Source organism: Rhodophyticola porphyridii, assembly GCF_003688285.1.
GTDB lineage: Bacteria > Pseudomonadota > Alphaproteobacteria > Rhodobacterales > Rhodobacteraceae > Rhodophyticola > Rhodophyticola porphyridii.
The window spans coordinates 215,952-241,071 of the sequence record NZ_RCNT01000006.1; the positions used below are offsets into that span (position 1 = coordinate 215,952).

At 57.7% G+C, this 25,120-nt stretch carries 28 protein-coding genes, 1 tRNA gene and 1 pseudogene; 18 read left to right on the forward strand and 12 right to left on the reverse strand.

The window, feature by feature from the left end; translation table 11 throughout:
- The first annotated feature begins 358 nt into the window (after window positions 1-358).
- The 3 genes from D9R08_RS13135 to D9R08_RS13145 all read left to right on the forward strand — a co-directional run bounded on the left by D9R08_RS13135 (window position 359) and on the right by D9R08_RS13145 (window position 3,189).
- Window positions 359-781 (forward strand): plasmid mobilization relaxosome protein MobC, encoded by a 423-nt coding sequence (locus tag D9R08_RS13135; protein ID WP_121898512.1) that lies wholly within the window; start codon window positions 359-361, stop codon window positions 779-781.
- On the forward strand, window positions 778-2,091 hold the full coding sequence (locus D9R08_RS13140) for a relaxase/mobilization nuclease domain-containing protein (protein ID WP_121898513.1): 1,314 nt from the start codon (window positions 778-780) through the stop codon (window positions 2,089-2,091). The genes D9R08_RS13135 and D9R08_RS13140 overlap by 4 nt, the downstream gene beginning before the upstream one ends.
- Before the next feature lie 132 nt (window positions 2,092-2,223).
- A complete protein-coding gene (locus D9R08_RS13145) occupies window positions 2,224-3,189 on the forward strand; it encodes a hypothetical protein (protein ID WP_147450678.1) in 966 nt (321 codons plus the stop codon).
- 366 nt (window positions 3,190-3,555) lie between these two features.
- Here the strand turns inward: D9R08_RS13145 and D9R08_RS13150 are convergent, their stop codons facing one another.
- The gene (locus D9R08_RS13150) at window positions 3,556-3,786 is read right to left on the reverse strand and encodes a hypothetical protein (RefSeq protein WP_121898515.1); all 231 of its coding nucleotides are present in this window, start codon (window positions 3,784-3,786) and stop codon (window positions 3,556-3,558) included.
- A gap of 567 nt (window positions 3,787-4,353) precedes the next feature.
- On the opposite strand from D9R08_RS13150, the gene D9R08_RS13155 reads away from it, so the two are divergent.
- Window positions 4,354-4,536 carry a hypothetical protein gene (locus tag D9R08_RS13155; protein WP_121898603.1) on the forward strand — a complete coding sequence of 61 codons (183 nt, stop codon included), beginning with the start codon at window positions 4,354-4,356 and terminating at the stop codon, window positions 4,534-4,536.
- A 43-nt stretch (window positions 4,537-4,579) separates the two neighbouring features.
- On the opposite strand, the gene D9R08_RS13160 is transcribed toward D9R08_RS13155, so the two are convergent.
- From D9R08_RS13160 to D9R08_RS13195, 8 genes are all read right to left on the reverse strand, one after another.
- Window positions 4,580-4,846, reverse strand: a complete 267-nt coding sequence (locus D9R08_RS13160) for a hypothetical protein (RefSeq protein ID WP_121898516.1) — start codon at window positions 4,844-4,846, stop codon at window positions 4,580-4,582.
- 45 nt (window positions 4,847-4,891) lie between these two features.
- Window positions 4,892-5,806 carry an ArdC family protein gene (locus D9R08_RS13165; protein WP_121898517.1) on the reverse strand — a complete coding sequence of 305 codons (915 nt, stop codon included), beginning with the start codon at window positions 5,804-5,806 and terminating at the stop codon, window positions 4,892-4,894.
- Window positions 5,807-6,145: 339 nt separating this feature from the next.
- The gene (locus D9R08_RS13170; RefSeq protein ID WP_121898518.1) at window positions 6,146-7,147 is read right to left on the reverse strand and encodes an O-methyltransferase; all 1,002 of its coding nucleotides are present in this window, start codon (window positions 7,145-7,147) and stop codon (window positions 6,146-6,148) included.
- Window positions 7,147-8,535 carry an ATP-binding protein gene (locus D9R08_RS13175; RefSeq protein WP_121898519.1) on the reverse strand — a complete coding sequence of 463 codons (1,389 nt, stop codon included), beginning with the start codon at window positions 8,533-8,535 and terminating at the stop codon, window positions 7,147-7,149. Before D9R08_RS13175 ends, D9R08_RS13170 begins: the two co-directional genes overlap by 1 nt.
- Before the next feature lie 153 nt (window positions 8,536-8,688).
- On the reverse strand, window positions 8,689-9,480 hold the full coding sequence (locus D9R08_RS13180) for an endonuclease (protein ID WP_121898520.1): 792 nt from the start codon (window positions 9,478-9,480) through the stop codon (window positions 8,689-8,691).
- Entirely contained in the window at window positions 9,473-10,804 is a 1,332-nt protein-coding gene (locus D9R08_RS13185) for a DNA cytosine methyltransferase (protein WP_121898521.1), read from the reverse strand. The genes D9R08_RS13180 and D9R08_RS13185 overlap by 8 nt, the downstream gene beginning before the upstream one ends.
- 71 nt (window positions 10,805-10,875) lie before the next feature.
- The gene (locus D9R08_RS13190; RefSeq protein WP_267898154.1) at window positions 10,876-11,283 is read right to left on the reverse strand and encodes a very short patch repair endonuclease; all 408 of its coding nucleotides are present in this window, start codon (window positions 11,281-11,283) and stop codon (window positions 10,876-10,878) included.
- A gap of 185 nt (window positions 11,284-11,468) precedes the next feature.
- Complete coding sequence (locus tag D9R08_RS13195; protein WP_121898523.1) at window positions 11,469-12,788, reverse strand: hypothetical protein; 1,320 nt, start codon at window positions 12,786-12,788, stop codon at window positions 11,469-11,471.
- A 148-nt stretch (window positions 12,789-12,936) separates the two neighbouring features.
- Between D9R08_RS13195 and D9R08_RS13200 the strand changes: the two genes are divergently transcribed.
- Window positions 12,937-13,701 carry a Cthe_2314 family HEPN domain-containing protein gene (locus D9R08_RS13200; protein WP_147450679.1) on the forward strand — a complete coding sequence of 255 codons (765 nt, stop codon included), beginning with the start codon at window positions 12,937-12,939 and terminating at the stop codon, window positions 13,699-13,701.
- A gap of 535 nt (window positions 13,702-14,236) precedes the next feature.
- On the opposite strand, the gene D9R08_RS13205 is transcribed toward D9R08_RS13200, so the two are convergent.
- Both D9R08_RS13205 and D9R08_RS13210 read right to left on the reverse strand, forming a co-directional pair.
- Window positions 14,237-14,575 (reverse strand): low molecular weight protein tyrosine phosphatase family protein, encoded by a 339-nt coding sequence (locus tag D9R08_RS13205; protein ID WP_121898525.1) that lies wholly within the window; start codon window positions 14,573-14,575, stop codon window positions 14,237-14,239.
- Window positions 14,576-14,583: 8 nt separating this feature from the next.
- Window positions 14,584-15,507 carry a hypothetical protein gene (locus D9R08_RS13210; RefSeq protein WP_147450680.1) on the reverse strand — a complete coding sequence of 308 codons (924 nt, stop codon included), beginning with the start codon at window positions 15,505-15,507 and terminating at the stop codon, window positions 14,584-14,586.
- A 162-nt stretch (window positions 15,508-15,669) separates the two neighbouring features.
- Here D9R08_RS13210 and D9R08_RS19135 point away from each other — a divergent pair, with 162 nt between their 5' ends.
- The 6 genes and pseudogenes from D9R08_RS19135 to D9R08_RS19430 form a co-directional block, all read left to right on the forward strand.
- The gene (locus tag D9R08_RS19135; protein WP_158598997.1) at window positions 15,670-15,810 is read left to right on the forward strand and encodes a hypothetical protein; all 141 of its coding nucleotides are present in this window, start codon (window positions 15,670-15,672) and stop codon (window positions 15,808-15,810) included.
- Window positions 15,811-15,873: 63 nt separating this feature from the next.
- Entirely contained in the window at window positions 15,874-17,535 is a 1,662-nt protein-coding gene (locus D9R08_RS13215; protein ID WP_121898527.1) for a type IV secretory system conjugative DNA transfer family protein, read from the forward strand.
- A 9-nt stretch (window positions 17,536-17,544) separates the two neighbouring features.
- Entirely contained in the window at window positions 17,545-17,955 is a 411-nt protein-coding gene (locus D9R08_RS13220; RefSeq protein WP_147450681.1) for a hypothetical protein, read from the forward strand.
- On the forward strand, window positions 17,955-18,209 hold the full coding sequence (locus D9R08_RS13225) for a hypothetical protein (protein ID WP_121898529.1): 255 nt from the start codon (window positions 17,955-17,957) through the stop codon (window positions 18,207-18,209). The genes D9R08_RS13220 and D9R08_RS13225 overlap by 1 nt, the downstream gene beginning before the upstream one ends.
- A gap of 83 nt (window positions 18,210-18,292) precedes the next feature.
- Entirely contained in the window at window positions 18,293-18,640 is a 348-nt protein-coding gene (locus D9R08_RS13230) for a hypothetical protein (protein ID WP_121898530.1), read from the forward strand.
- 26 nt (window positions 18,641-18,666) lie between these two features.
- A pseudogene (locus D9R08_RS19430) lies at window positions 18,667-19,632 on the forward strand (recombinase family protein); the annotation flags it as partial.
- A gap of 547 nt (window positions 19,633-20,179) precedes the next feature.
- Here the strand turns inward: D9R08_RS19430 and D9R08_RS13245 are convergent.
- A tRNA-Thr gene (locus D9R08_RS13245) sits at window positions 20,180-20,254 on the reverse strand.
- A 94-nt stretch (window positions 20,255-20,348) separates the two neighbouring features.
- On the opposite strand from D9R08_RS13245, the gene D9R08_RS19140 reads away from it, so the two are divergent.
- The 7 genes from D9R08_RS19140 (at window position 20,349) to D9R08_RS13275 (ending at window position 25,117) form a co-directional block, all read left to right on the forward strand.
- Entirely contained in the window at window positions 20,349-20,498 is a 150-nt protein-coding gene (locus tag D9R08_RS19140; RefSeq protein ID WP_158598998.1) for a hypothetical protein, read from the forward strand.
- 12 nt (window positions 20,499-20,510) lie between these two features.
- A complete protein-coding gene (gene murA / locus D9R08_RS13250) occupies window positions 20,511-21,782 on the forward strand; it encodes a UDP-N-acetylglucosamine 1-carboxyvinyltransferase (protein WP_121898604.1) in 1,272 nt (423 codons plus the stop codon).
- The gene (locus tag D9R08_RS13255; RefSeq protein WP_121898532.1) at window positions 21,775-22,242 is read left to right on the forward strand and encodes a DUF2948 family protein; all 468 of its coding nucleotides are present in this window, start codon (window positions 21,775-21,777) and stop codon (window positions 22,240-22,242) included. Before murA ends, D9R08_RS13255 begins: the two co-directional genes overlap by 8 nt.
- Window positions 22,239-22,754, forward strand: coding sequence for a GNAT family N-acetyltransferase (locus tag D9R08_RS13260; protein WP_121898533.1), 516 nt, complete (start codon window positions 22,239-22,241; stop codon window positions 22,752-22,754). The genes D9R08_RS13255 and D9R08_RS13260 overlap by 4 nt, the downstream gene beginning before the upstream one ends.
- 56 nt (window positions 22,755-22,810) lie before the next feature.
- Entirely contained in the window at window positions 22,811-23,245 is a 435-nt protein-coding gene (locus tag D9R08_RS13265; RefSeq protein WP_158598999.1) for a GNAT family N-acetyltransferase, read from the forward strand.
- Between the two features lie 63 nt (window positions 23,246-23,308).
- Window positions 23,309-24,631, forward strand: coding sequence for a histidinol dehydrogenase (gene hisD, locus D9R08_RS13270; RefSeq protein ID WP_121898535.1), 1,323 nt, complete (start codon window positions 23,309-23,311; stop codon window positions 24,629-24,631).
- Window positions 24,632-24,634: 3 nt separating this feature from the next.
- On the forward strand, window positions 24,635-25,117 hold the full coding sequence (locus D9R08_RS13275; RefSeq protein WP_121898536.1) for a UPF0262 family protein: 483 nt from the start codon (window positions 24,635-24,637) through the stop codon (window positions 25,115-25,117).
- The last annotated feature ends 3 nt before the right edge of the window (window positions 25,118-25,120 follow it).

Here is a 25,120-nt window from a genome sequence, read left to right on the forward strand (position 1 = left end):
CTCAAATAATTCATGCTTAAAATAGTATCCGCACCCCCGCTGCTGATCTTAGCTGAACGCCAAACCGGTACTCTGGCAAGCCCGAGTTGCGGGAAAGAGCCGAAGAGACCTCGGGCAGCCGCAGATGACAGCCGGCCGGGCCTGCCATACGCGCCGGGCGAAGACGGCGAAGAGCAGATTGGGGTATACGATGAGATATGGGGGGGCGGGCCGCTACGACGTCCAGCAATCGTCATGGGCACAGCTTAGATGGAAATGGTGCAGCTGGAGAGAGAAAGTTTGAACTCTCTCTTCGATGAATTGGAAGCCTGGGAACGCCATCTCGCACGTTTAGACTCGAAGAGTCTGAGGTGCGAAAATGACGACTTCGCGCCATAATTTCAATAAGATAGCTGCGCCCGAGGCGGATACGCCGAAGAAGTATCCACCGCCCTTCTCGCTGCGCCTGACCTACGAGGAAAGAGCGCGGCTGGAGGCAGAAGCGGATGGAAAGCCGCTCGGGGCCTATATCCGCGAGCGGCTGCTAGGCGACGATGTTGCCCCGCGCACAAGGCGCGGCAATAGCCCTGTGAAGGATAAAGAAGCGCTCGGACGCGTCATGGGCGCGCTCGGCGCTTCGCGGCTGTCTTCGAACCTGAACCAGCTCGCAAAGGCCGTGAACACGGGCTCTCTGCCCGTCACGCCCGAGACGGAAGAAGAGCTGCGAGAGGCCTGCCGCGAGATCGCCGAACTCCGCGCCGATCTACTGAAAGCGCTCGGCGGACCGGAGCTTGAGCCGTGATCCTGAAAGCCAAAGAGCGCGGGGATGCCCCGCAGCTCGCCCGCTACCTTCTGGATCAGCGGGACAATGAGCACGTCGAGCTGCACGAAGTGCGCGGATTCATCAGCGATGATCTGATCGATGCCTTCGGCGAAGCTCATGCCATCGCGCAAGGGACGCGCTGTCAGAACTATATGTTCTCGATGAGCTTCAATCCGCCCGAAGGCGAGAATGTCAGCATCGAAGCCTTCGAGAAGGCCATCGATCAGGTCGAAGAGAAGCTGGGGCTGCAAGGCCAGCCGCGCGCGGTCGTCTTTCACGAGAAGGACGGTCGCCGCCATGCTCATGCGGTCTGGTCGCGGATCGATCACGAGCGGATGCGCTCCATCAATATCAGCCATTACAAGGTGAAGCTGCGCGACGTGTCGCGTCAGCTGTTCCTTGAGTATGGCTGGAATATGCCGCGCGGGCTTGAAGATCAGCGCTTGCGCGATCCTTTGAGCATTACTCGCGCAGAATGGCAGCAGGCAAAGCGGATCGGCCTCGATCCGAAGGAGCTGAAGGCCGTCTTCCGAAATGCCTGGGAAACGTCCGACAACCGCGCGGCTTTCGAGCAAGCGCTCGCAGAGCGCGGCTTCGTTCTGGCGCAAGGTGATCGTCGGGCGTTTGTCGCCGTCGATTATCGCGGCGAGGTCTATGGCATCGCCCGCAAGGCGGGCATTAAGGTCAAGGAGGTTGTCGCCAAGCTCGGCGATCCGACAGAGCTGCCGTCCGTCGATAGGGTGAAAGCCGAGATCGCCGCCCGCATGACGGGCAAGATCAGGAAATTCATCGAACAGGCCGAGAAAGACGCTCAACGGCGGTCGGCCTTTATCGAATTCCGCAAGGCAGAAGTCGTGGGGCGGCACGTCGAAGAGCGACGCACTTTGGGCGAAGCCCATGAAAAGCGCTGGCAGGCCGAGACGCTGGCGCGCGCCGCGCGTCTGCCGAAAGGGTTTTCAGGTATCTGGCATCGCCTGACAGGGCGCTATGCCAAGGTGAAGGCGCAGAACGAGCGTGAAACGCTCGAATCCCTGCGCCGTGATCGGGACGAGAAAGACGCACTCATCATGCGCCAGCTCGAAGAGCGGCAGGCGTTTGAGCACGAGATCAGGGCGCAGCGCGAGGCCGCACAGGAAGAGCTGCTTCAACTCCGCGAGGACGTGGCCGCTTACATGGAGCTGGATCGCATCGATCATACGCAAAGCCGCAAGGTCGAGCGCGATGGCGACGGCGATGACGGCCCGCGTCCGAGGCCGCCGCGCTCGCGGCGGCGGCGCTTTGATCCTTAGGGGAACCCTATAAGACTGCGCTTATTGACACGCTGGGCCTAGCTGGCGACTTCGTGCGAAGAAAAGAATCTACGGCGCAAGCGTGGTGGTATAGAACGCAATCAAATAGCAAGTCAGTTCGAGGGTGAATAAATGACAAACCTTGTCTCAAAGTCCCGGCTTTCAAGTCTACCAATGCTCGCCGTTGCTTCAACGCTACTTTCAGCAGAGCCGGTTTGGCCACAAGTCGCTGACACGACTATATCTTCCCCAAAAGAGAGTGAGGTCCTTGGCATTGGGAACGCACGTGACGTGGTTCAAGATATCGAACAATTGATCGATGACAGAATAGACGAGCGGCTGGGATTGTGGTTCGGGGTCAACGCGAACTTACTTGCCTTCTTCGTCGCGATTATCGCTTTTCTTTCTGCCATCAGCGGCTTGATTTTTTGGTTCATCAAAGACAGGGCGACAACAGCAGCTGTTGCAAAAGCGGAACAGGCGTCAATATCTATCACTAAGGCCACAGTTTCTGCCTTCGCAAAGTTTAGTCGTGCACGGCTTCTCGGGCGAATTGCATATACCTACTGGGACTTTTATAAAGAAGAGTTCAGGAAAGTTGCACGCGGCGACGAGTTAGAAGAAGCCAAGGATCTAATTCCACTTACGCAGGCAGCAGGCATATCGTGGCATTTAGCCCACGATGCTCTCCGCGAGATTGAAATTCTTCGAACTGATGTAGATGCGATTAGATCGATAGGAGAAGAGTATAAGGTAGTGTTTTTACGCAATCAAATTATGTGTAGCGTTGTCTATTTTGGTTGCGTCGAATTGCTTTGTCTGAGACTGTTGAATGGAACATTTGATGAAGAGAGAAGAGAGCGACTTCTGGATCAAGCCTTACGCTGCCTTGAGTATGCCAAAAAGGATCAGAAACATTGGGTCGAATTGCACGACTCCGCAGCGCGAACATTAGTGATGCTTGGGGGAGAGGACTTTCGAGCCAGAGGAATGAAGGTGGCTCGTGACATATGCGACGGCAAGAAACCCACACCACAACATGTCGAAGTATCGTCCGAGAGAATAGAGCGCTTTAGGAGCGATTTCAGGATCGAGTAGTCAGTTTTCCTTCTCGATCCTTACAGAGGGTCAGGCCACTCATCATACGGTTCGATAAATGCAGACTCCATCACGATGAGCGGGTCAGGCCACTCATCATACGGTTCATGGGCAGCAAAAAAAATTTGTCGAAGCATCTGGTTTTCCTTCTGTGTTTGGTGTGGATAAGTACGTAGTACTACTAACGCTATCACTTTAGGTTAAAGAAAAAGTGACTTTGCCGCAAGCTAACGTACAATTTATGTCAGAACTACTGACCAAAATCAAGGTGGCGCGTGCATTTGTGCCCACAGATGCGCCTTGCTGTTCAAATGTCAACAGTGCGGCGACTAGCAACCGTATGGCGCCATGATTTGAAGGGCGCTATCAGCGCCCCTCTTCTTTTTGTGGCGGCGTATCATCGAGCGGTAGGCGCAAGACGATCCGTCCGTTGATCGGGCAAGTCTCCAGCTGGAGCGTGTAGCCTTGCCCGTCCTTGTGCGTCCAGGCCGCGCCGACTTTGTTCCAGAAAGACTTCTCGCCCTTCTGGGTAACGTGCCAGGCCAGGAAGTCGGGTGCGTTCGGGCTTTGGGTCGTGGTTTTGGTTTCGCGTGCCATGATTTCATCTTCTTTGTTTTTGGGTTGGCTTGCTAACGCCCTCCCGCATCGGGCGAAGGCATGAGGCGGGGTCCTCATGGGCAACACGGCTGGCGCAGCCAGGTGGTGCGGGCAGTCCCATTGAAGAGCGCGCCGCCTTCGGCCAAGGGATTCACGGGTGTGTCATTGCAAGCCGATCCGACAACAAAGGGGCATGAGCGGCACGGAGCGGAAAAATCCGCGTCTGTCCCAAAGGCCAGCCTCTTCTTCGAGGGCCGATAGCACGGCTGCTCATCTTCTTGGGCGAGATATCCCGCATCTGGAGCAAGGTGGCGCTGCGCCCTGCCATCGCACGGGACGGGCAAGATCAGGCTCTTGGTCGCCTCTTTCCACAATGACCGATCAGACCTGCGGCGCATCGCATTTGCCGCCGCTAATCGAGAAAAGGCGCTTCAGCGCACCTCCTGAATTTTCGCGTTCAAGTACCCCGCCGAACCATCAGGGCCTTCTATGGCCGATGATGATGGTGAGCGAGGGCCGAAAGGCCCTGAGCGGTCCGGGGCCTCCTTGAAGCAAAAGGAGGATTACATGAAACTCGTTACTCGATTTGAAGCGGCAAAGCTCAGCACCGTGCAGCTCTACGGTCTGCGCAAGGAGGCATTCTTCGCCTTCACTGCTGCGCCCCGCGATAGCGAGGCACAGCGTACTGCGCTCGCCTCGATGCGCCATATCGAAGATGAGCTGGCAGAACGTGCGCCAGCTCTCCGCTAAGAAGCTGCGGCTGGCCGTGAGGCCAGCCGCGAATTTTCCTGCCCTAGAAAAGGGAAAGCTGCGATCCGTGCCACTTCACGCGCTCGGCCTCGTGGTCGAGCCAAGCGGTAACAAGAGGGACAACGCCGCCATATTCCTTGGCCGTGCCAAGCGCGAAATACTCGGAGCGGTAGCCTGTCTCGGTGACGGGCAGCGGCGCTTTGCCTTCGGTGCGCAGCTCGACATGATCGATGACTCCGAATTTCTTCTCGGCATAGACAATCTCGATGTCTACGCCGCGCCAAGTGATGTTGTGGACTTCCAATGTCATTGTTTTTGTTCCTTTCTTTGAAAAATGCGGTGCGAGAGCCGCCGCTTACGCGGCGACTCCCTGTTCTTCTTGGTTGGTGGATTCCGCCTCGGGCTGAAGGCTTTGCAGATAGTCTGCGGCCTTCTGGGCGTAGGCGGCGGCGCTGAAGATTGCGCGCTTGTCGTCCTTCAAGACCTTCAGCCAGCTCTGGATGTAGGCGGCATGATCGGTGCCAGGCTCGGGCGTGAGGCCTAGATCGGCGCACAAGAAAGCCGCGCCGAGCTCTGCGACCAGTTCCTCACGGGCATAGCCTTCATCACCAAAGCGCTTGCGGCCAAAGTCCCGATCAAGACGGCTCTTGTGCTTCGTCCAGTGGGTCAACTCATGCGCCAAGGTCGCGTAGTAGGCCTCGGGGCTGCGGAAGCATTCGAAAACGGGCATCTGCACGTGATCGCTGCCGCCGCTGTAATACGCCCGATTACCACCATGCCGAACGTCTGCGCCTGTGGCAGCAAAGAACCTGTCGGCGTTCTCGTCCCGCAAGGCAGGATCGATGACGGGCTCGGGCTTCACGTAGTAGTGCTCGGGCAAGCCCTCGACCTGATCGACATTGAAGACGGTATAGGCCTTCATGAATCGGAAGCTGCGTTCCTCTTCGCTGCCGTCGTCCTGTTCTTCGGTCTTGGAAAGCGTTCCCGCATAGACGACCTGCTGGCCGCGCTCACCCTTGCGGACGTGCGCCCCTAGCTCTTTGGCTTGGCGGTAGGTCATCCAGAACGGGGAGTTATAGCCCTGCTCCATCGCTGCCGCCCAAAGCATCAGGACATTGATTCCGCTATAGGCCACGCCGTTATGGCGCAGGGGCTTCAGCACCCGCCCGTCCATGTTGCCAGCGCTCCACGGCTTCAGCCATGTGAGTTCGCCCTTCTCAAGGTCGGCCACGATCTTGTCGGTGACTTTCTGGTAAACGTCTTGTTTCATTTGTTTTTTCTCCTTTCTTCGGTTGCGCATGCAACCGAACTGCCCCTCTGGCGAAGAGAGGGGGGAGACCGTCACAGACCGCAGACAGCGGAGGGGGATCGCCCGTCCTGCACGGAGCGCAGCAAAGGAAGGACGGGGAGACCGCTGGCTGCGCCCGCAGCTCATGCGAAGGGCTTGGTCTTGACGGCGAACGGGGTCGCAGACCCCAACAAGAAGAAGGGAAAGTCAGCCCGAACGGGCTGGCATCAGATCAGCGCAAGGGATGGAAGCCGAATGGCCGAGACCGCCACAGGCGGGCTCGGTTCACGAGAGCCTGTCCGCGAAGCGGTGCCGGGCGCATTACGCTTCCGTATGATGAAAAGATGGATAATACCTACGCAACATTTTATAGCTTTCGATCGCCGCGATGCTTTTATTTTCAGTCTCGGACAATGGAAAACCAAGAGATTGGTTAATGTCCGCTGACGATTTGGAAATCTCATGATCTATCCGATACTTCTCCCGAAGGGATAGATCTGGGGCCGAAATTTCAAGTACGTCCATCCAATCCTTCGGCATAAATCGCCAAGTTTTGCTGTCAGCCCGAAATGGATGATCTTCACTATCGACAATTACCGTTGCCGTAGTCATCCTTTGGCCATCCTTATAGGATGTCAACAAAACAGGTTGGAAATTCAATCCAGCCCCACTCTCCCGTGAGGCTTTTGAAAGGGTAACTGAAATTGAACCCAACATCGCAGATGGAAAACCTGTCTCAGCTATGGCTCTCAAATCAGTTGGCAAGTACTCTCCAATTTGAGCTCTCAATCTCTCACAACGGTATGCACCAGGGCTTTCAGCTCCCGCCGCTTTCCATGCGCCGCTATCCCCATTCTCGTCGAGCGTCGGTATATGGGTGTTTACGGTAACGCGAAGAATGTCACCAGGCTGCAGGCGCATGGCTACAGCGGCCGTCTCTTGAAGTTGCTCAAGCCTCTGGTTCGGATCAGTATAATCGAGCCAGACGACCACATTCGCAGCATTGTCAAAGTTTGACACTATCTGATCCAACTTGCTCGCGAGCTGGTCACTCCCGAGCTGCTCGCAGAAAACAGTTTCCAACGGTCTGTTGAAATTTTGACGTCTAACAGTCTTCTCTTCATGATCGAATGAATAGAGGTTGGGGATGCCAGTCCTACGATAGACAATCGAGTGATCGACCAAATGCATGCCACCCATTGAGATGTAGACATATTCAGAAGCACCCCTCTGCGGTACCAGGTGATTTATCAAGTCCACAAATATCTCGCGATCAATGAACTTGTTTGGCCGCAAGCGATACGGAATAGTAGAAGCCGACATTACTTCCTGGCCTCCTTCAGAAAGCGATCAAAACACTCAGCACCGACAATTGAGGGCTGTTGTCCCGAATCCTGGAAGAGATACTCCGAAACTGCCCTGACTTCGTCGTCTGGCCGAATGAACGATATTCTTTTTCGGGACTCTTTGTTGGTCGGCTCAGGCAGAACAGGAACATACTTCTTAGCATTCGCACCTCGAACTTGTGTGCCATGCTCCTGAGCCAAACGGATTGTTGTCTTAACATCGGATCGCGCAGATTTGGCAAAAAACTCATTAGCTTCCGATTCAATTCCTTTGAAGCGATTTGTAAATGATGTAAATGTCTTCAATCCCTCAGTAACAGCTTTTCGCGCAGCAAAATAAACATCTGACCCCGCATCAAGTCCGCGTTTAGTAGTTGAGATTGGGAGTTTTTCAGCATCATTACTTCTAAACTCAATAAGCCCTGCAATTGATCGAAACTGTGGGTGGTAACGAGGAACTCCAGCATCTCCCCAACCAGTCTTTATGGTCCGATCCCCCAAGAGTATGACCCGATCATTACAGACAACGGAGATACCTGCTGCCTCTGCGTCGACCGGAGCTTCTGTCTCCTTATCGATCTCCGCCTCTCTAACAAGCGCTCGGAAAAACCCAACCGTTACCCTAATTTCCACACTATCGAAAAGCCCAGAATAATCGAAGGGCCGAATCTCACTCTCTCCGGAATGTGCCGAAGTATAGAGTCCAAGAGTCTTTGGCACAAGGTCAACACCGTTAACACTGACTTCAAAACCCTTCTGCATGAGGTAACCGAAATGATCCTGGATTCCAGCCATGAGTCTATTTAAAAAAGACTTATTGGAAAACGCTTTTGATATCTCATCCTTGAGGTCAGACACTAAAATCCTCACGCCATTATCCCCATTCTTTCGACCTTGGCGTGAAATTGGCAGCGTCCACTCCGTATTCTCTGGATTCAGCCACTGAGCGGAGTAATCAACGTGGAACGCCCCATCATCAGCATTCGAGAATACTGTCGCAGTCTTTCCCATCTTAAATATTGCGCGCTTCATTCCGATTCCATACATACCAACGGTTGGCAAATCGCCATCCTTCTTAATATTTGGTCGCCCCAGCTGAAAGGCTTCCTCGATATAATCTGACGGGATTCCACCGCAATTATCAGATATCTCAAATTTTTCAGGCGTCACTGTAAGATCAGCTCGAAATCCCGCATAGGGTTTATCTGAATCTAGCGCGGCGCTAGTAGTTCGCATTGCGCCATCGATGCAGTTATCGACCAAGTCTAAGATGGCATCATCTAGCTCAATGTCTCGCGTAAGCATGGAAACAAAAAAACGTTTGGTAGGCCCGCCGAATAATTCTGCTGGTGTTTCTTCCGTCATTTTCCCCTGCCTTTCCTAGGTGCGCGTTCTCAACGACCAAAATCCTCTGACGATATTCCTTTTGGAATTTGAAATCAAGCGGCTCGCCCTTATTGAGCGCCTGCTATCCATTTCTAAATGATGCCCATCTAAGCCAAATAGTTTCTGCGTTTATCAATCTCGATAGTCGCGAATTGCTTTCTGATCGAGGTTCTTGGCAGGAACCAGACGGTAGTGCTTTTCATCGACCACTTTGATCTCACCGTCTTGAAGAGTCAGCTCGAAGAGCGCGACGATCTCATCGTCCATGAACTGTGCGGCAATAGCGCGGCAACGCATATCGGGGAACTTTTCTTCAACAAACCGAATATCTTGCGAAGTCTGCACGATCCCGATCTGGTCCTTGCCGCCTTTGGCCTGGACGGGGATGACGTAGTGGCAACCGCGCCTGTCGATGCCGACGTAAAGCTCGTCAATCTCGATCTGGCCGATACCCTTCACGGTTGTCCGAAGATGGTTCTGGAGGCTGTAGGTCGTCAGGCTTAGGAACGTGTCGATCAATCGGTTGTAGCGAACGATGGCAAGAAGGGCCTGTTCGTCGTCCAGTGCATACGCCCGTATGATCTCAGGCGTGGCATCAGGAATGCTGATCTTCACGAGGTCGTCGCGCGGAACGATGCGATTGATCTTCACGAGCGAGAAGCGATACTGCGAGCGCCCCGCCAGTTCGATCACCCATTCCATCCCTTTCGGCTGCGTCGCGAGTACGCGGGGCGGCAAGTCCGTCCTGAAACGGAAGGAATAGATCACATCGCCAAGGTTGTCGGGTAGGACAATCCCAAGGGTTGTTGCCGCGTCTTTGATTTCTTGCCGCGTAAAGTCGAGGGAAGTCGCACCCACGCTGTAATGATCGAAGAATATCTTCTCGATCAGTGCTTGGTACCGATTGCGCGCCTTCTTAGCCATGAGCCACCTGTTCGGCGAGGCGTTCGCGCTCGATTTCAATCTGCTTGCGCTTCTTCGCGCCGCTCTTCTTGTCGCGGCGGCTAGGCGGCGGCTTCACACCGAAGTGCTCTGCCGCACCCGAAAGATCGAGCGCCAGAAGGGCTTCGTCCCCAAGTTCCAATGTCACTTCCGGTCGTGTCGGCTCCGCGCCGAGCGCATTCATGACTTGGGCGGCGATGGCGCGAGCAAGCGGCGGCGGAACAGCGTTCCCGATCTGCCGCGCGCCATGCCACTTGGTAACGTTGAAGCGAAACCAATCGGGAAAACCATGCAGCCGCGCCATCTCGCGCACCGTGATGCAGCGGTCGTACTTGTAGTGAATTGGCCTCGGGCTCGTGAACGCGCCTCGCGCACCATCGGTACCCGCTCGCAAGGTGTTCGATACGCCTTGCATCGGCAACTTGAAGAAGCGGCTGATCGGCTCAACCATTCCAGGTTCAGTTTCCGAGAACCTTCGGCGTGAGATGTCCGTGTGCTCGGTACGGGCGCTCGATGTAAGCCGCGCAGGATTCCAGTCGCGAACATAACCATAGTGCCAAGCATCATTGGTCATGCATCGCAGCTCGGCAGCGTAGTCCGATGGCTCACCATAGTTCGAAGTCTTGACTGAATCGGAGCCGAGCAACGTCCCGAACCGATCGGCGTCAGGAAGATCGCCGAGCGCATCAGTACAAGTCGGGCCATCGGAAAGCCCGTCAATCCTTTTCGCCTTTCCCGCAAGATTCGTGCGCTCAATTGGATATTTCGGGAGCTCTTCCCCTTTGCGGCAGCCAAGCAAAATAAGACGCTCGCGGAATTGGGGTGTGCCAAAATTTCCTGCATTTAGGACTTTCCACGGCACACGCACATCGTATCCCGCAGCATCGAACGCACCGACAAGTTCCTTAAGAAAGGCTTTGTGCTTTCCGACTGTCAGGCCTTTGACGTTCTCGAATACAAATGTCCGCGCTTTGAGTTCTGTAACAATGCGAACGAAATCGAGAACGAGCTTATTGCGGGGATCGTCTAGCACTCGATGCCCGATCAACGAAAAGCCCTGACACGGCGCACCGCCAAACACGCAATCGACTGTCGCATTGCCGATGCCCGCGACCTTGCGGATGAAGTCACCCGTCAGCCCTTCGACCGAATGCGGAATGATTGCAGTTTTGGGGAAGTTGTACTTGTGAACGGCGCAATGCACGGGATCGATTTCCACGGCTGCCGCAACATCGAACCCGGCCTGTTCAAAGCCAAGACTCAAGCCACCTGCTCCGGCGAAAAGATCGATTCCGATGGGTCTCATCCGTGTCCTGCCCCTGCTACTCGACTCAACGAGTCATGTTAGCTTGGCTAGCACAGGATGTCGATCGCTTTCTACGATTCATCCACAAAGGCTTGTAGCCTGCGGGCGAGACTGTCGGTGTCTTTTGTCTCGCACTGCCAGATCACGAGCACGTCCCAGCCACGACGCTCCAGCTCGGCGATTTTCGCACGATCTCGGTTAACGTTCGCTTCGAGCTTCGGCAGCCAGTAGTCCTGCCGCGACTTGGGCGGTCGCCCCTTCGGGCAGCCGTGTCCGTGCCAGAAGCAGCCATGAACGAAGATAACCTTGCGATGCTTCGGGAGCACGATGTCAGGTCGGCCAGGCAAGTCCTTTCGATGCAGCCTGAAGCGGTAGCCGAGCCTGTGCAGCAAACGGCGCACGATCATCTCCGGTGTCGTGTTCTTACTGCGCACAGCCTGCATGATGCGACGGCGTTGTTCAGGGCTGCGCGTGTCCAAGCAGTGCCTTCCTCGTGCGGTCGAAAAACAGTCGTTGCAAGTCTCGCAGGCATCGTCGGCAGGCACAACATCGCGGCTGCCGTGCGCCGATCCAAGGCGGCGTGAGCTCTGGCTCTTGATCCACCTGAAGTCAGGTGGCGCGCATCCAATCCGCGCAGGGTCGGTCAGGTGGGTTCGCTGAGATTCTATGCTTCGAGGCACCGAACTATGAAGTCAGAGAGACTGTCCCACATAGCAGTCAAGTGGTGGTCGGATGGTGCGAAGTCTGATGAGTGTACATATCTGTTTAGCGTATCAGCGGAAACCAGCTGTCCCATCTGTGAGAACTTTTTCGTTGCGTCGAACTGCTTCTTATCGATCTTGCCTTGATCAAAAAGATGCTTCCCAACCTTCTGAACTTTCAATGCAAGTTTGTCGTCCTTATGTGCCGCTGTCGACTGGCGAGCTATGTAGTTTTCAACAGAAAGCTCAAGAAGAACGCGAAAAAGAACGGAGATTGCGTTTCGGTGTTTGCCTAGATCAAGGTGAAACTGCAACTCTTCCCATATTTCATGATGACGCTGAAGTCTCCCAGGCCAAGTGATTCCATAGTCCTTGTGAGGGATAAGGGTCGTCCTCGATGATGGCTTAGGTGGTGGCGTCGGCTTCGGCTTGGGGCCGGGCGGCTTCGGGGGAGTTGGCGTCGGAGTTCTTGGGCCAGTTGGCTGTAGGGCATCAGCCGCCGTAGGAAGGACACCCTCGTGTTCAAGTCTATCGAGGTAGCGCCTTTTGCCATCGACATCCCAAAGGTCGCCAAGAACGACCTTCTTTGTGGCCAGGTCTTCGGCGACGCGAGCTAACGCTGCCAGCACTTTGTTCTCGGTGTGTGTGAATTCGAACTTCTTTTTTCTAACGCTGAAACCAAATCGATTACGAAAGGTCTCTGCTGACAGCAAACGGTTCATGGTTGACCGGGGAATTTTCCTTCGACCGGGCAATAACTTTGCTTCAGCAAGCCTTGCTTCTACTTCATCTGCCACATTGAAGCCGCTGGCTTGGCCCGTCCGAAGAATGAAGTTGTTCTTCATTCGGTCGTCCCAGGTCGATTGACCTACGCCGTTTTGCGATCCGGTATGCCGCCTAAACAGAATACTATCCAGGCGATCACGGTCCGTCTCAACATGGCAGGTGATCTTGGTTGGGAAAGTGCCAGACCACTGTTTTCGCAACGCGGCAAAGTACTCCTGCAGTTGTGTGGATGGAGCGCGAGATGGCTTCTCAAGAAGCTTCAGGCAAGTGACGCGGCGGTTTCCATCGAAGACCGTAAAGACGCCGTTGTCCGGCGATACCAGTGGAGGCTCATAAATTGTGCCCTGCTCGACGATATCCTTCGCCAAGTTGCGCATATGGGTCTCACGCGCGTTGAACAGCCAAGCGATAGCAGCGGTCTCGTTCTCCAACTCGCCATGCCTGTCGTTTGCGCGGTTCACTCGCAAATCGCTTAATGATATGCTTTTTAACTGCATGATCTAAATGATAAATCAGACGAGACGACGTGGCAACGACTAAGCAGCAGAGTGCTGCTGGCGCGGATCAGAACGAGAAAGAAGCAGTGGCATGCATAGGCAGTCGAGCAAAAAGAGAGAGCAGATCCGGTTCCTGAAGCGGGTGATAATGTCCTCGGATGATCACGAGCTGATCGGGCGCATTTTTGACCTTGGTATCGTTGAGCTGAACTTTGAGACGTACGAGGAACTCAGTCAATTTGTAGACTGCCGTTATGTGTTCCACTGTGGGATGAGTATGCGAAGTCTCGTACGCCGAGTGGAGTCGCTGAACCTTGCCGGTGATTTGATCTGGGTCGATCCGTCTGATTGGGATACTGGCCGACAGGCGGTCGACCGATACGCTTGGCTAAATGTAGCATGTGACGTGTTTCTGATGAGGCTCATTTCCGTCTTTGATTGTGTTCTTTTGTTTGCCAACGATGTCTTTGAGAGTGGCCTCGAAGCCCGTCAGTGCACTGTTCGCGGCCTTAAGAAACGAGGCGTTCGCACTGAATTGATCGAACTCCTTGAGGCGCTGCAGGACGATCATGAAGCACTGCGCTACGAGCGCAACTCCCGCATACATCAGGGCTGGGAGCGCACTCATAGCTCCTGCGATGAAACGTTCCGAATGGCTGCGAGCTTCGAACGCAACGGCCAGGACTTGAGGGGAGCGGATAGCCTGGGAAAGAGGATAAACTCCAAACGATACATGAAGGAAGGATTGGTCGAGCTACAACGGGACCACAACATATCCCTACGCAAACTCGGGAAGCGCCTTAACGAGATTTACGACCTCTTGTCGCCTGAGTTTGAAGATCGCTTCCGGGCAAAGTTCCGCGACCCAGATGCAGGGTTTGGATATCGGACTGGTCTCGTCACGAGCGAATGAATGGGCGCGTATCCAATCCGCGCAGGGTTGGTCAGGGTTCCAAGGGGCGCGAAGGCTCCTTGGTCGATGGGAAGGTTCCAAGGAAGGGCAGCGCGAAAGCTCCCTTCCCTTGGTCTCGATGAAATCGTCTCCATGAAATGGTCATGGGGGTATCGGGGGAGCAGGAACGCGCCACTGATTGGTGATGCAACGGCCAGACGGTGCGAGAGGGTTTCAAGGGGCGCGATAGCCCTTTGATCGATGGGTGCAGGGAGAGCGAAGTCTCCCGCGAGTGATGGAACGGCGATACGTTCTACTGGCTCTGGATGGGCTCAATGCCCGACAGAGCCACGGCCTGGGGGATGCAACGGGGGCGCGCAGCGGCCCCCTTGCCAAGATGGTTTTGTACTACAAAACACATCTTGCTGCCCACGAAACGGGGAAAAACGGCGTGTAGTACAAAAAAGCCGTTGTAGTACAAACGGTTGCCGCTCTTTGTAGTACAAAGACATCGGTAGCTTACGGAGGCTGAGACCGCAAGGCGCTTGCTGCGATCTCAGTCCGTGCCGCAGAGGTCGTGAAGGCGGGGTTCAGCCCGTGCCTTCAGTAGCTCGATCAGCTCGGGATCACCCCGCTCATATTCGTCAGGGATGTGCAGCGTAATGATGCGGTTGTCTGTTGGGCGCTGCTTGTACTTCTTACTGATCCGCTCGCGATGGTGGGTCTCCATCGCGAAGATCAGATCGGCACTGGCGACAAGCTCTTTGGTCAGGGGGCGCGGTGCCTGCGCATCCGTGCCAGCGGACAGCACGTCAAGCCCGCCGAAGTCCTTGAAGAGGTCCTCGGCAGTCGGGCTTCGCAGCTTGTTGGCGGTACAGACAAACAGAACACGCATGGCCGTCCCTATAGCCCATGCGCGGGGGAAACGGAATCCTGCCTGGATGCGTCAAGCCGCAGGCTTGCCATCGTTTCATCATCGAAGCGTGGATCGCTCGCCGAGACGATTTCGGTGGTGATGTCACCAAAGGCTTTGGGTGAGCGGACGGCGACGAATGGATAGCCCTTTTGATCGCGCCGTCCCGAAACGCCCATCATCGAGCCACTCAGTCGCGTGACGGGCAACTCGCCACTCAATGAGCTGAACCAGCTACTCGCGGCATAGAGCTTCACGCGCTCTTCATTCATCCCAAAACCCATGAGGATGATATTGGCTGCGGTGAAGAATACTGCCCCCTCGTCAGTTTCACGGACGCGGGCATTTTGAAATTCGGGGTCGATATAGTCCTGCTCTTCCCGAAACCGTGTGAAACCGTTTTCGGTGGCGAAGAGCAACTTTGAAACCAGAACGCGGTCGCGCCGATGCGGCGTCGTCCAGGCGGGACGGTAAAGCTCGAACGCGCCGTCGAGCTTGCTCAGGTCTTTGTCGAAGGGCTTCGCAAGTCGGCTTGCGTCGGCAACAAGGTAGTCCGAGAGCCCTTTCGGGAACGCCGATACGGGCTTGAAAAGTGACGTCCTGACTTCAGCAGATTGAGTCAGGAAGTCATATACGAGCTGTTTTCTTCCATACTTCGCATCCAGCTTGAACCAAGTAAGGTACTCGTCCGAGATGGGCGCGGCTGGGTTGGAGTCGAGATTCTTGATCCAACGGAATAGCGTCGTGCGATGCACGGGCCTGTCCTTGTGAAGTTGTAGCGCATGTGCTCGATCTCTCGTTCGCGGATCGCGGCCTAGAGATGTTTCGAGATGGCCAAGTCCGTTCTTGCTTCTGACCTCGCGCAATGCGGTCAGAAGCGCTCGGTGCTGGTCATCTGTGCCTTCCCAACTCATCGCTGCCAATCCTGTGCATGAGCGTGCATGGAAGCACTATCAGGATTCAGGATGCACGGCCAAGGGCTATGCCCCTGATCGTGAACTATTTTCGCGGCGAACCTACGTTTTTCACAGGCGAAGCGATGAGCGTTTCAGCCTGAAAAACGAAGGAAGACGAAGATGAGCAATCAAAAACCCATGAGCACCGAGCATGCGCGCCAGATCGGTGCGACCGGCGGGTCGGTGAACACCAACGGCATGCCTTGGCAGGAGAAGGAGCGGATCAACGCCGCCGTCAACCAGGGCAAGCAGAACGGCTGAACTTCGGCGCGGGCGGCACCCAGCCGCCCCGCCACGCCCAAACACTCAAAGAAAGCCAATCCGATGAATAACCCCCAAAAAGGATCGCCCACGGGTATCTTGCTGGTCGGCGCGTCGTTCTTCGCGATGGCCGCAGCCTATCCCGAGATATTCGGCACACCGCTCGACGCGGGCGACCGCTTCCGCATCGGCACGATGCAGGCGATGGGCGGGCTCAGCATGATGACGGGCGTGATGGGCTATGTGAAGCGCATCTTGCAGCGGGAAAAGCGCAAGGACGCGGAAGTCGTCTCGGGCATCTACGGAACGGCGGCATTTGCCGATCTGGATGACTGCGAGGATGCAGGGCTCCTAGAGCCGCACGGCCTTTATATCGGCCTGAAGGACGGCGAGCCGCTGTTCTTCGGCGGCAAAGCGCACCTCTACACAGAAGCCCCTGCGCGTCAGGGCAAGGGCATCGGCTTCGTGATCCCGAACCTCCTGCACTATCAGGGTTCGGTCATCGTGACCGATCCGAAGGGTGAGCTTGCCGCGATCACGGCGGAGCATCGGCGCGAGCGGCTGGGTCAGGATGTGGCGGTCTTCAATCCCTGGGGGCTGCACGGCATGCCGCGTCATCGGATCAATCCGCTTCAGAGCCTGATCGAGATGGCTTCCGATCCGTCGCGTATTCGCGGCGCGCCCGAAGAGATGCGCGCCAAGGCGCTGCAAATCTATCCCGAGACGGAAGACACGAAGAACAAGTTCTTCCCTGACGGATCGCGGACAATGATTTACGGGGGCGGACTGTTTCTGGCGGTGCATCACCCCGAGCGCTGCACGCTGCCTGAACTCTATCGCATCATCGCAAACCCGACCCGTTTCAGGCGGGTGATTGCGGCAATGCAAAGGTCGGATGCCCTGGGCGGCCTGCTCGCCGATCTGGGCGACGATCTGGCCGCGCGGATGAGGGATGCGCCGGAACAGTTCGAGGATTTCCGTGCGGGCGCGGTGCAGCAACTCGCGATCTTCGAGCCTGGCGGCTACCTCGCCGAAGCGGTGTCAGGGAACGATGTTTCGCTCGCCGATCTCAAGAGCGGGAATGTCACCGTGTATCTGGCCTTCCCGCCCGAGCGGATTGCCTCGCACGGCAGGGCGCTCGGCTTGATCGTGAATGAAGCGATCACGGCGGTCTCGACCTCGCCCGAGAAGGGACAGGTTCTGTTCCTGCTCGATGAGTTTGCCAACTTGGGCAAGCTCTCGGGGCTGGCCGAAAGCCTTACGGCGCTGCCTGGCCTGGGCGTCCGCGTCTGGATGGTCGTGCAGGAGCATGCCGAACTGGTTCGGCTCTATGGCCCGAACACGGCCAAGACGATCCTTTCGCAGGCGGAGGTGAAGCAATTCTTCGCCGTGAACAGCGACGAGCGGGCGCTGAGCCTTTCAAGGGCGCTCGGTCAGAAGACGGTCAAGACACTGAACCACAACCTTGGCCGCTTTGATGACGACGAGATCGGCCAGAGCCTTTCCGAGACGGGTCAGCCGCTCATGCGGGCGGAAGACGTCACGGCGATGGGCACGGGTCAGCAGCTCCTGCTGGTGCGCGGCGTGAAGCCGATCCTCGGCGAGCGCATGCCCTTCTGGCTCGTCAGTCCGTGGGCCGAATGGGCGGCGCAAAACCCGCTCGAAGGAACGGACTATCCCAAAGAAGAGCCGCTCCTGGTGCTGAGCTACACGAAGAAAGAGTGAGGAAGAGACATGGCGATGTATGAGGTGAAGACCGAAGGCCGGAAGCGCAGGAAGTCCCGCAAGGGAGGGAAGCTGCGCACGGCAGGACGCATCCTCGGGAAGGTTGCGCTCGCGCCTTTCCGCCTCGGCAAGGCGGTCATCCTGCGCCCGCGCATGGTGATGGCGGCAGGTCTGGTCGGCGGCGTTCTTTATGTCGGAACGCCGCATGTCGGCTGGGACTACCAGTGCAACCATCCCACGCGCGGCGGTCAGCCCTGCCTGTCGGTCAGCTACTGCGCCTATTACGGCTTCCAGGGCCGCAGGGTGACATTTCCCGACTATGGCGAGCCGTGCAGGCTGATCGGCTTCGTGCCCGTGGATTGGGAGAAGCTGGGCGCGGACGTGCGCGAACTGGTCATGAGCTATGTGAGGGAACTCTAATGGACAGGAACATCCCTGAATTTTTCTACACGGTCGATCTCGGCCCGCATTTTGGGCCGAAGCTGGAGCGGCTCGCCGAATGGCGCTGCTGCGATGACCGCGAAGAGCTTGCGGCCATCCTGCTCCAGCATGCCATCGAACAGGCCGAAATGAGGATGAAGGCCGATCTGTTCGATACGCTGGAGCCGGAGCTTCATGTGCAGCTTTTCGGCGGAGACATCGGCGGCGATATCGATGACGAGATTCCCTTCTAACCCGCAGAAATTTGCGGGTTTCAGCGGAAATTTGGTAAAATAAAAGTAACAGATATGGAGGCCTCCTTCGGGAGGGTGACGCCATGAATGAAATGAAAACCACGACAGGTCTGGAGGGCCTGAGCGTACAGTTCGATACGGCCTCGAAGCCAATGATCTTGGTCGATGTCGAGAAGTATCAGGCCTTCCTTGACGGCTGGGACGCGACGCAAGCCGAGAAGGAAGAGTTCCTCCAGAGGCATTGGAACATGATCGTAGGCTTCGTTGAAATGGGCTTCGGTGTCCATCCGCTGCAAGAAGTCTGTGGAAAAGAGGCCGAAAGTGGCGGCAAGACTGCCAGCCAAGCCTTCGATGCGGTATGCTCGGACGAACCCGAACAAGAAGAAAAACCCAACGGATTCAGTCCGCAAGGGGGTCTGGAGGTAAGATGAAGGACGAGTACAAGAAGAGTGCAACGATGGCACGCGCGCTGATCTATTGCCGCGTGTCATCAACCAAGCAAAGGATCGCTGGCGGCGGACTGGAAAGCCAGGAGCAGCGCTGCCGCGCCTATGCCGATGATAAGGGTTATGAGGTCGAAGCCGTCTTCCCCGATGACGTGAGCGGCGGCGGCGACTTCATGAAGCGGCCAGGGATGGTTGCCCTTTTGAGCTATCTCGACGCTCAGAAGGGCAAGCCGTATGTCGTCATCTTCGATGATCTTAAGCGCTTTGCGCGTGATACTGAGTTTCATTTGAAGCTACGCCGCGAATTCACAAAGCGCGGCGCAACGATTGAATGCCTGAATTTCCGTTTTGAAGATACGCCTGAAGGCAAGTTCATCGAAACCGTGATTGCGGCGCAGGGCGAGCTTGAGCGCGAACAAAACCGCCGCCAGGTCGTTCAGAAGATGAAAGCGCGCGTAGAAAGCGGATTTTGGGTTTTCCGCGCACCTGTCGGCTATCGCTATGTGAGCTCGGCCACGAGTGGCGGCAAGGTTCTCGTCCCTGACGAGGTTCTTGCGCCCGTGGTGCGTGAAGCGCTTGAAGGCTTTGCTTCTGGTCACTTCGCGTCACAGGCGGAAGTGCAGCGCTTCCTGGAACGCAACCCGCACTTTCCGAAGGACTTCAAGGACGGCTCACTGCGTGCGATGACGGTGACGCGCCTTCTGAAGAAGGTCGTGTACGCGGGCTATGTCGAAGCGCCGAAGTGGGGTGTCAGTCTTAGGAAAGGCCAGCATGAAGGCCTTATCAGTTTCGAGACGTATCAGCGTATTCAGGACAATCTCGAAGGCCGCAAGCGGGCTCCTGCCGCGCGAAAAGACTACAACGAGGATTTTCCGCTGCGTGGCTTTGTGCTCTGTGACTGCTGCGGAAAGCCAATGACGGCGGCTTGGTCAAAGGGATGCCGCCGTCACTACCCCTATTATTTCTGCATCACGCGAGGATGTGAGGCGAAGAGCAAGTCTGTGCCGCGCGCGAAGATCGAAGACGGCTTCGCGGAGATTTTGAAGAGCATGCAGCCTGCGAAGGGGCTGTTTGCTCTAACGAAGGCGATGATGCGGGATGCTTGGGATATGCGCCTCGCAGCAGCCAAGAGCGACAAGGACGCTTTCAAGAAGCAGCTTGGCGACGTTGAGCGCCAGATCGACAGCCTTCTGGATCGGATTGTCGAAACCGACAAGGCGTCGCTCGTCAGCGCATATGAGGCAAAGATCGAGAAGCTGGAACGCGACAAGATCGTACTTGCTGAAAGGCTGGAGAAAACAATCCCTCCGAAGGGACGGCTGGAGGAATGTATCGAACTCGCCCTGAAATTCCTGTCAAGTCCTTGGAATATTTATAAAAATGGTGATCACGCCATGCGTCAGCTAGTGCTCAGATTGGCGTTTTCGAAGCCGCTTCGGTACTGCAAAAATGGGGTGTATCGAACTCCCGATTTTTCCTTCCCTTTCAGCTCCTTAGGGGGATTTTCGGGGTCAAAAAGCGAGATGGTGCCGCAGGGGAGGATTGAACTCCCGACCTCGTCATTACCAATGACGCGCTCTACCACTGAGCTACTGCGGCCCGCGTTCTCGCGTGGGCGGTGGATTAGACGCTATTGCCCAATGACGCAAGCGCAATCTGGACCCTATCGCGCGCCTGCGGTAGAGAGGCAGGCATGGAGCGGAAGACCTCGAAAAACAACCGGTCAGAGAAGGGTAAAACCCGCGAAGACAGGTTGAAATCGGCACTGAAAGCGAACCTTCAGCGCCGCAAGGCACAGGCCCGCGCGCGCGATGCCGCCGTGGATAAAGAGACCAAAGAATAGAGGCAGGTGGCAATGGATTCGATTATTGTGGAGGGGAACGGACCGCTTTCGGGCCAGATCCCCATTTCGGGGGCGAAAAACACCTGTCTGAAACTGATGACGGCGGCGTTGCTGAGCGAGGAGCCGCTGACGCTGACCAATGTGCCGCGCCTGTCCGATATCCGGACGCTCAGCACGCTGCTCGAATCCCACGGCTGCGAAGTTGCGCTGCTGCAGGGCGGCCGTGTGATGGTGCTTTCGGCGCGCGAGATTACCAATCGCCGAGCGGATTACGAGATCGTGCGCAAGCTGCGCGCCTCATTCAATGTCCTCGGCCCGCTTCTGGCGCGCGAGGGCGAGGCGATCGTATCGCTCCCCGGCGGCTGTGCGATCGGTGCGCGCAAGGTCGATCTGCATATCATGGCGCTGGAAAAGCTGGGCGCCACGATCACGCTGGAGGAGGGGTATGTGCATGCCACCGCACCGGACGGGCTGACCGGCGCGGTCATCGAGTTTCCCTTCGTCTCGGTGGGGGCCACAGAAAACGCGCTGACGGCGGCGACCCTGGCCAAAGGCACGACCGTGATCAGGAATGCCGCGCGGGAGCCCGACACCGTCGATCTGGCGAAATGTCTGGTGGAGATGGGCGCGAAGATCAGCGGGGCGGGCACATCGGAGATCACCGTCGAAGGGGTGGACCGGCTGCATGCGGCCACCCATCAGGTGATCCCCGACCGGATCGAGATGGGCACCTTCATGATCGCGCCCGCAATCTGCGGCGGCGAGGTGGAGCTTCTGGGGGGCAGGCGGGATCTGCTTGAGGCCTTCTGCGAGAAGCTGGAGGCCGCCGGGATCGACATCACCGAAACCGAGGCGGGGCTGAAAGTTGCGCGCCGGAACGGGGCCGTGAGGGCGGTGGATGTCACCACGGCACCTTTCCCCGGCTTTCCCACGGATCTTCAGGCGCAGTTCATGGCGCTGATGTGCACCGCCGAGGGCACCAGCACGCTGGAAGAAACGATTTTCGAGAACCGCTTCATGCATGCGCCCGAACTGATCCGCATGGGCGCCCGGATTGATGTTCATGGCGGCACGGCGACCGTCACCGGGGTGAAAGGTCTGACCGGCGCGCCGGTGATGGCGACCGATCTGCGCGCAAGTGTCAGCCTGATCCTTGCAGGTCTTGCCGCAGAGGGTGAAACCACGGTGGCGCGGGTGTATCATCTGGATCGCGGGTATGAGCGGATCGAGGAAAAGCTTTCCGCCGTTGGCGCGAAGATTTCACGGGTGAAAGCGGATGGTTGAAGATGCCCGGTTTGAAGATGGCGGCGAGGGGCCGATTGCACTGAAGGCGCTGGACGCGGAAGATCTGAAGGTAATCTCGGCGCTGGTTCAGGATGCTGTTTTCCCTGTCACCGAAATGACCTGGGACCGCAGAAAGCGCCGGTTTGCCGTGTTGCTCAACCGTTTTCGATGGGAAGACCGCGGAGGCAAGACTCCGCCCGAACGGGTGCAGGCGGTGCTGGTGTTCGAAGATGCGATGGCGGTGGCCAGCCAGGGCGTGGATCAGGCGGACCGGGATCTGATCCTGTCGCTTTTGTCGCTCGATTGGACACCGGGCGAGGACGGCACCGGCCGTGTCACGCTGGTTCTGGCCGGCGACGGGGCCGTGGCCATTGAGGTCGAAGCGCTGGAGGTGACTTTGAAAGACGTGACCCGGCCCTATATCGCCCCGTCGGGCAAAGTGCCCGATCACCCGGAATGACCGGGCGCGGCCTTCTGGTGCGGAGGGCCCGGGCAGAGGATGCACCGGCAGCGTCTGAGGTCTTATGCGCGTCGATCACGCGGCTCTGCCGTGCCGATCATGGCGACGATCCGAAGGTGATCGCGGGATGGGTGGCCAACAAGACGCCCGACTGGGTGCGTCGGATGATCGGTGACGAGACCGGTATGGTGTTCGTCGCGGAGCGGGGCGGACGGATCGTGGGGGTCGGTATGATCGGGGAGTTGGATCCGGCGGCAGGCAAGGGGGCCGTGCTGCTGAATTACGTCGACCCCACGGACCGCGGAACCGGTGTCAGCACGGCGGTCCTGGCCCATATGGAGCTCCAGATGCAAGGGCAGGGCGTCAGACGCGCGCACCTGGTCAGCACCCGGACGGCGCGCCGTTTCTACGAAAAGGCGGGCTGGCAGGCGGTGATCACCGATCGGCAGGGCGGCCCGGTCGAGGGCGTTCCGATGGAAAAATGGTTGACGCCTGCAGGGTTGGCGCGATGACGGTTCGGCGGTTGACGCCCGCGGATGCGGATGCTTTCCGCCGGATACGCTTGCAGATGCTTCGGACCGACCCCACCGCCTTCGGCTCGAGCCACGCGGATTGGGCGCGGAAATCGCTTGCGGAGATCGGGGACTGGATCGCGAAGATGCACCTGTTCGCCGAGATGCGGGACGGCAAATGCCGGGCCACGGGCGCGTGGTATCTGCGCCCGGAAGGCTCAGCGGACGGTCGCGGCCATGTGATTGCGGTCTACACGATGCCCGAGTTGCGCCGGCAGGGGCTTTTTCGCCAGATCATGCAGATGCTGGAGCAGGACGCGCGCAGGAATGGTGTGGTGCAGCTTGAGCTGGACGTATCTGCCAGCCAGCCCGCGGCCCAGGCAGGCTATCTGGCGCTTGGCTATGGCGAGATCGGGCGGCGCCCGGGCGCAAAATGTCATGATGGGGTTTGCTCCGACACGATCACGATGCGGAAGCGTCTGCCTGCCTAGGCAGCGCTTGAGACCCGGAGCCGCGCGCGCTATGGCTCGGCCCGACGGTCTGGAGGCAAGGATATGCCGATTTTTCTCAACAGGGACGAACCCGGGTTCGAAACCCGCTTCGCCGCGCTTCTGGAGATGAAGCGCGAGGATGCGCCCGAGGTGGATGATGTGGTCGCCCGGATTATCTCGGATGTCCGCGCGCGCGGCGATGCGGCGGTGATCGAGTTGACGGAACGGTTCGACCGTCTGTCTCTGACGCCCGAAACTATGGCCTTCACCAGCGATGAGATCGCCGAGGCGGTCGCCCGGGTTCCCGCCGTTGAACGCGCGGCGCTGGAACTGGCCGCCGACCGTATCCGCGCCTATCACGTGCGTCAGATGCCGGAAGATCAAAGCTGGACCGATCCCGACGGCGCCACGCTTGGCTGGCGCTGGACCCCGGTGGAGGCGGCCGGGCTCTACGTACCGGGCGGGCTTGCCAGCTATCCGTCATCGGTTCTGATGAACGCGATCCCGGCGCAGGTCGCGGGGGTGAACCGGCTGGTGGTTTGCGCGCCGACGCCCGATGGCGTGGCGAACCCGCTGGTTCTTCTGGCGGCGCAGCTTTCGGGCGTGGACGTCGTTTATCGCGTGGGCGGTGCACAGGCCGTGGCCGCCATGGCCTATGGTACCGACACGATCCTCCCCGTGGACAAGATCACCGGGCCCGGCAACGCCTATGTGGCGGCGGCAAAGCGCCGGGTCTTCGGCAAGGTCGGCATCGACATGATCGCCGGGCCGTCCGAGATTCTGGTGATTGCGGACCGGCATAACGATCCGGACTGGATTGCCGTCGACCTGCTGAGCCAGGCTGAACATGACGCCTCCGCGCAGTCGATCCTGATCACCGATGATGCGGCCTTCGGCCGGGCCGTGGCCGATGCTGTCGACAAGAGGCTTGAAACGCTGGAACGCCGCGCCATCGCAGGCCCAAGCTGGCGCGATTATGGCGCGGTCATCACTGTCGATACTCTCGATCAGGCAGCGATGCTGTCCAACCGCATTGCGCCCGAGCATCTGGAGCTTTGCGTTGCCGACCCGCACGCGCTTCTGACCAAGATCCGGCATGCGGGCGCAATTTTCATCGGCCAATGGACGCCCGAGGCAATCGGCGATTACATCGGGGGTCCGAACCACGTGCTGCCGACGGCGCGATCGGCGCGGTTTTCCTCGGGGTTGAGCGTGATGGATTTTCTCAAACGCACCACTTTGGCCGAAATGTCGCCTGCGGCCTTGCGCGCCATAGGCCCGGCTGCGGAAACTCTGGCAAGGTCCGAAAGCCTCGAAGCACACGGATTGTCTATCCGGGCCAGGCTTGACCGATTGAATGACGGCCCATTGGAAGAAGGCCATTGAGTGATGACCATGCATTTGACCCATATTGAAATCGACACGACGGGACTGCCCGCGCCCACGCCCGAGATCGAGCAGGAGCGCAAGGTCGCGATTTTCGATCTGCTGGAGGACAATTCCTTCGTTCTTCCCGCCCGCGACGAGCGCGCGGTGCCGCCAGGTCCCTACCGGCTGTCGCTGGCGATCCGCGAGAAACGTCTGGTCTTCGACGTGACCACCGATGACGGCGCACCCGCGGCGGAGTTCCACCTGTCGCTCAGCCCGTTCCGGCAGGTGGTCAAGGATTACTGGCAGATCTGCGAAAGCTATTTCGACGCGGTGAAAAAACTTCCCCCCAGCCAGATCGAGGCGATCGACATGGCGCGTCGCGGCATCCACAACGAGGGTGCGCGCGTGTTGCAGGAACGGCTGGACGGCAAGGCGGAGGTCGATATCGACACCGCCCGGCGGCTCTTTACCCTGATCTGTGTCCTGCATTTCGGGGCCTAGGAC

What these genes read in the sequence shown, in the direction of transcription:
- D9R08_RS13135 (WP_121898512.1), top strand. Translation starts at nt 359, where the DNA reads ATGACGACTTCGCGCCATAATTTCAATAAGATAGCTGCGCCCGAGGCG.
- D9R08_RS13145 (WP_147450678.1), top strand. Translation starts at nt 2,224, where the DNA reads ATGACAAACCTTGTCTCAAAGTCCCGGCTTTCAAGTCTACCAATGCTC.
- D9R08_RS13150 (WP_121898515.1), bottom strand. Translation starts at nt 3,786, where the DNA reads ATGGCACGCGAAACCAAAACCACGACCCAAAGCCCGAACGCACCCGAC.
- D9R08_RS13155 (WP_121898603.1), top strand. Translation starts at nt 4,354, where the DNA reads ATGAAACTCGTTACTCGATTTGAAGCGGCAAAGCTCAGCACCGTGCAG.
- D9R08_RS13160 (WP_121898516.1), bottom strand. Translation starts at nt 4,846, where the DNA reads ATGACATTGGAAGTCCACAACATCACTTGGCGCGGCGTAGACATCGAG.
- D9R08_RS13165 (WP_121898517.1), bottom strand. Translation starts at nt 5,806, where the DNA reads ATGAAACAAGACGTTTACCAGAAAGTCACCGACAAGATCGTGGCCGAC.
- D9R08_RS13170 (WP_121898518.1), bottom strand. Translation starts at nt 7,147, where the DNA reads ATGTCGGCTTCTACTATTCCGTATCGCTTGCGGCCAAACAAGTTCATT.
- D9R08_RS13175 (WP_121898519.1), bottom strand. Translation starts at nt 8,535, where the DNA reads ATGACGGAAGAAACACCAGCAGAATTATTCGGCGGGCCTACCAAACGT.
- D9R08_RS13180 (WP_121898520.1), bottom strand. Translation starts at nt 9,480, where the DNA reads ATGGCTAAGAAGGCGCGCAATCGGTACCAAGCACTGATCGAGAAGATA.
- D9R08_RS13185 (WP_121898521.1), bottom strand. Translation starts at nt 10,804, where the DNA reads ATGAGACCCATCGGAATCGATCTTTTCGCCGGAGCAGGTGGCTTGAGT.
- D9R08_RS13195 (WP_121898523.1), bottom strand. Translation starts at nt 12,788, where the DNA reads ATGCAGTTAAAAAGCATATCATTAAGCGATTTGCGAGTGAACCGCGCA.
- D9R08_RS13200 (WP_147450679.1), top strand. Translation starts at nt 12,937, where the DNA reads ATGTCCTCGGATGATCACGAGCTGATCGGGCGCATTTTTGACCTTGGT.
- D9R08_RS13205 (WP_121898525.1), bottom strand. Translation starts at nt 14,575, where the DNA reads ATGCGTGTTCTGTTTGTCTGTACCGCCAACAAGCTGCGAAGCCCGACT.
- D9R08_RS13210 (WP_147450680.1), bottom strand. Translation starts at nt 15,507, where the DNA reads ATGAGTTGGGAAGGCACAGATGACCAGCACCGAGCGCTTCTGACCGCA.
- D9R08_RS19135 (WP_158598997.1), top strand. Translation starts at nt 15,670, where the DNA reads ATGAGCAATCAAAAACCCATGAGCACCGAGCATGCGCGCCAGATCGGT.
- D9R08_RS13215 (WP_121898527.1), top strand. Translation starts at nt 15,874, where the DNA reads ATGAATAACCCCCAAAAAGGATCGCCCACGGGTATCTTGCTGGTCGGC.
- D9R08_RS13220 (WP_147450681.1), top strand. Translation starts at nt 17,545, where the DNA reads ATGGCGATGTATGAGGTGAAGACCGAAGGCCGGAAGCGCAGGAAGTCC.
- D9R08_RS13225 (WP_121898529.1), top strand. Translation starts at nt 17,955, where the DNA reads ATGGACAGGAACATCCCTGAATTTTTCTACACGGTCGATCTCGGCCCG.
- D9R08_RS13230 (WP_121898530.1), top strand. Translation starts at nt 18,293, where the DNA reads ATGAATGAAATGAAAACCACGACAGGTCTGGAGGGCCTGAGCGTACAG.
- D9R08_RS19140 (WP_158598998.1), top strand. Translation starts at nt 20,349, where the DNA reads ATGGAGCGGAAGACCTCGAAAAACAACCGGTCAGAGAAGGGTAAAACC.
- murA (WP_121898604.1), top strand. Translation starts at nt 20,511, where the DNA reads ATGGATTCGATTATTGTGGAGGGGAACGGACCGCTTTCGGGCCAGATC.
- D9R08_RS13255 (WP_121898532.1), top strand. Translation starts at nt 21,775, where the DNA reads ATGGTTGAAGATGCCCGGTTTGAAGATGGCGGCGAGGGGCCGATTGCA.
- D9R08_RS13260 (WP_121898533.1), top strand. Translation starts at nt 22,239, where the DNA reads ATGACCGGGCGCGGCCTTCTGGTGCGGAGGGCCCGGGCAGAGGATGCA.
- D9R08_RS13265 (WP_158598999.1), top strand. Translation starts at nt 22,811, where the DNA reads ATGCTTCGGACCGACCCCACCGCCTTCGGCTCGAGCCACGCGGATTGG.
- hisD (WP_121898535.1), top strand. Translation starts at nt 23,309, where the DNA reads ATGCCGATTTTTCTCAACAGGGACGAACCCGGGTTCGAAACCCGCTTC.
- D9R08_RS13275 (WP_121898536.1), top strand. Translation starts at nt 24,635, where the DNA reads ATGACCATGCATTTGACCCATATTGAAATCGACACGACGGGACTGCCC.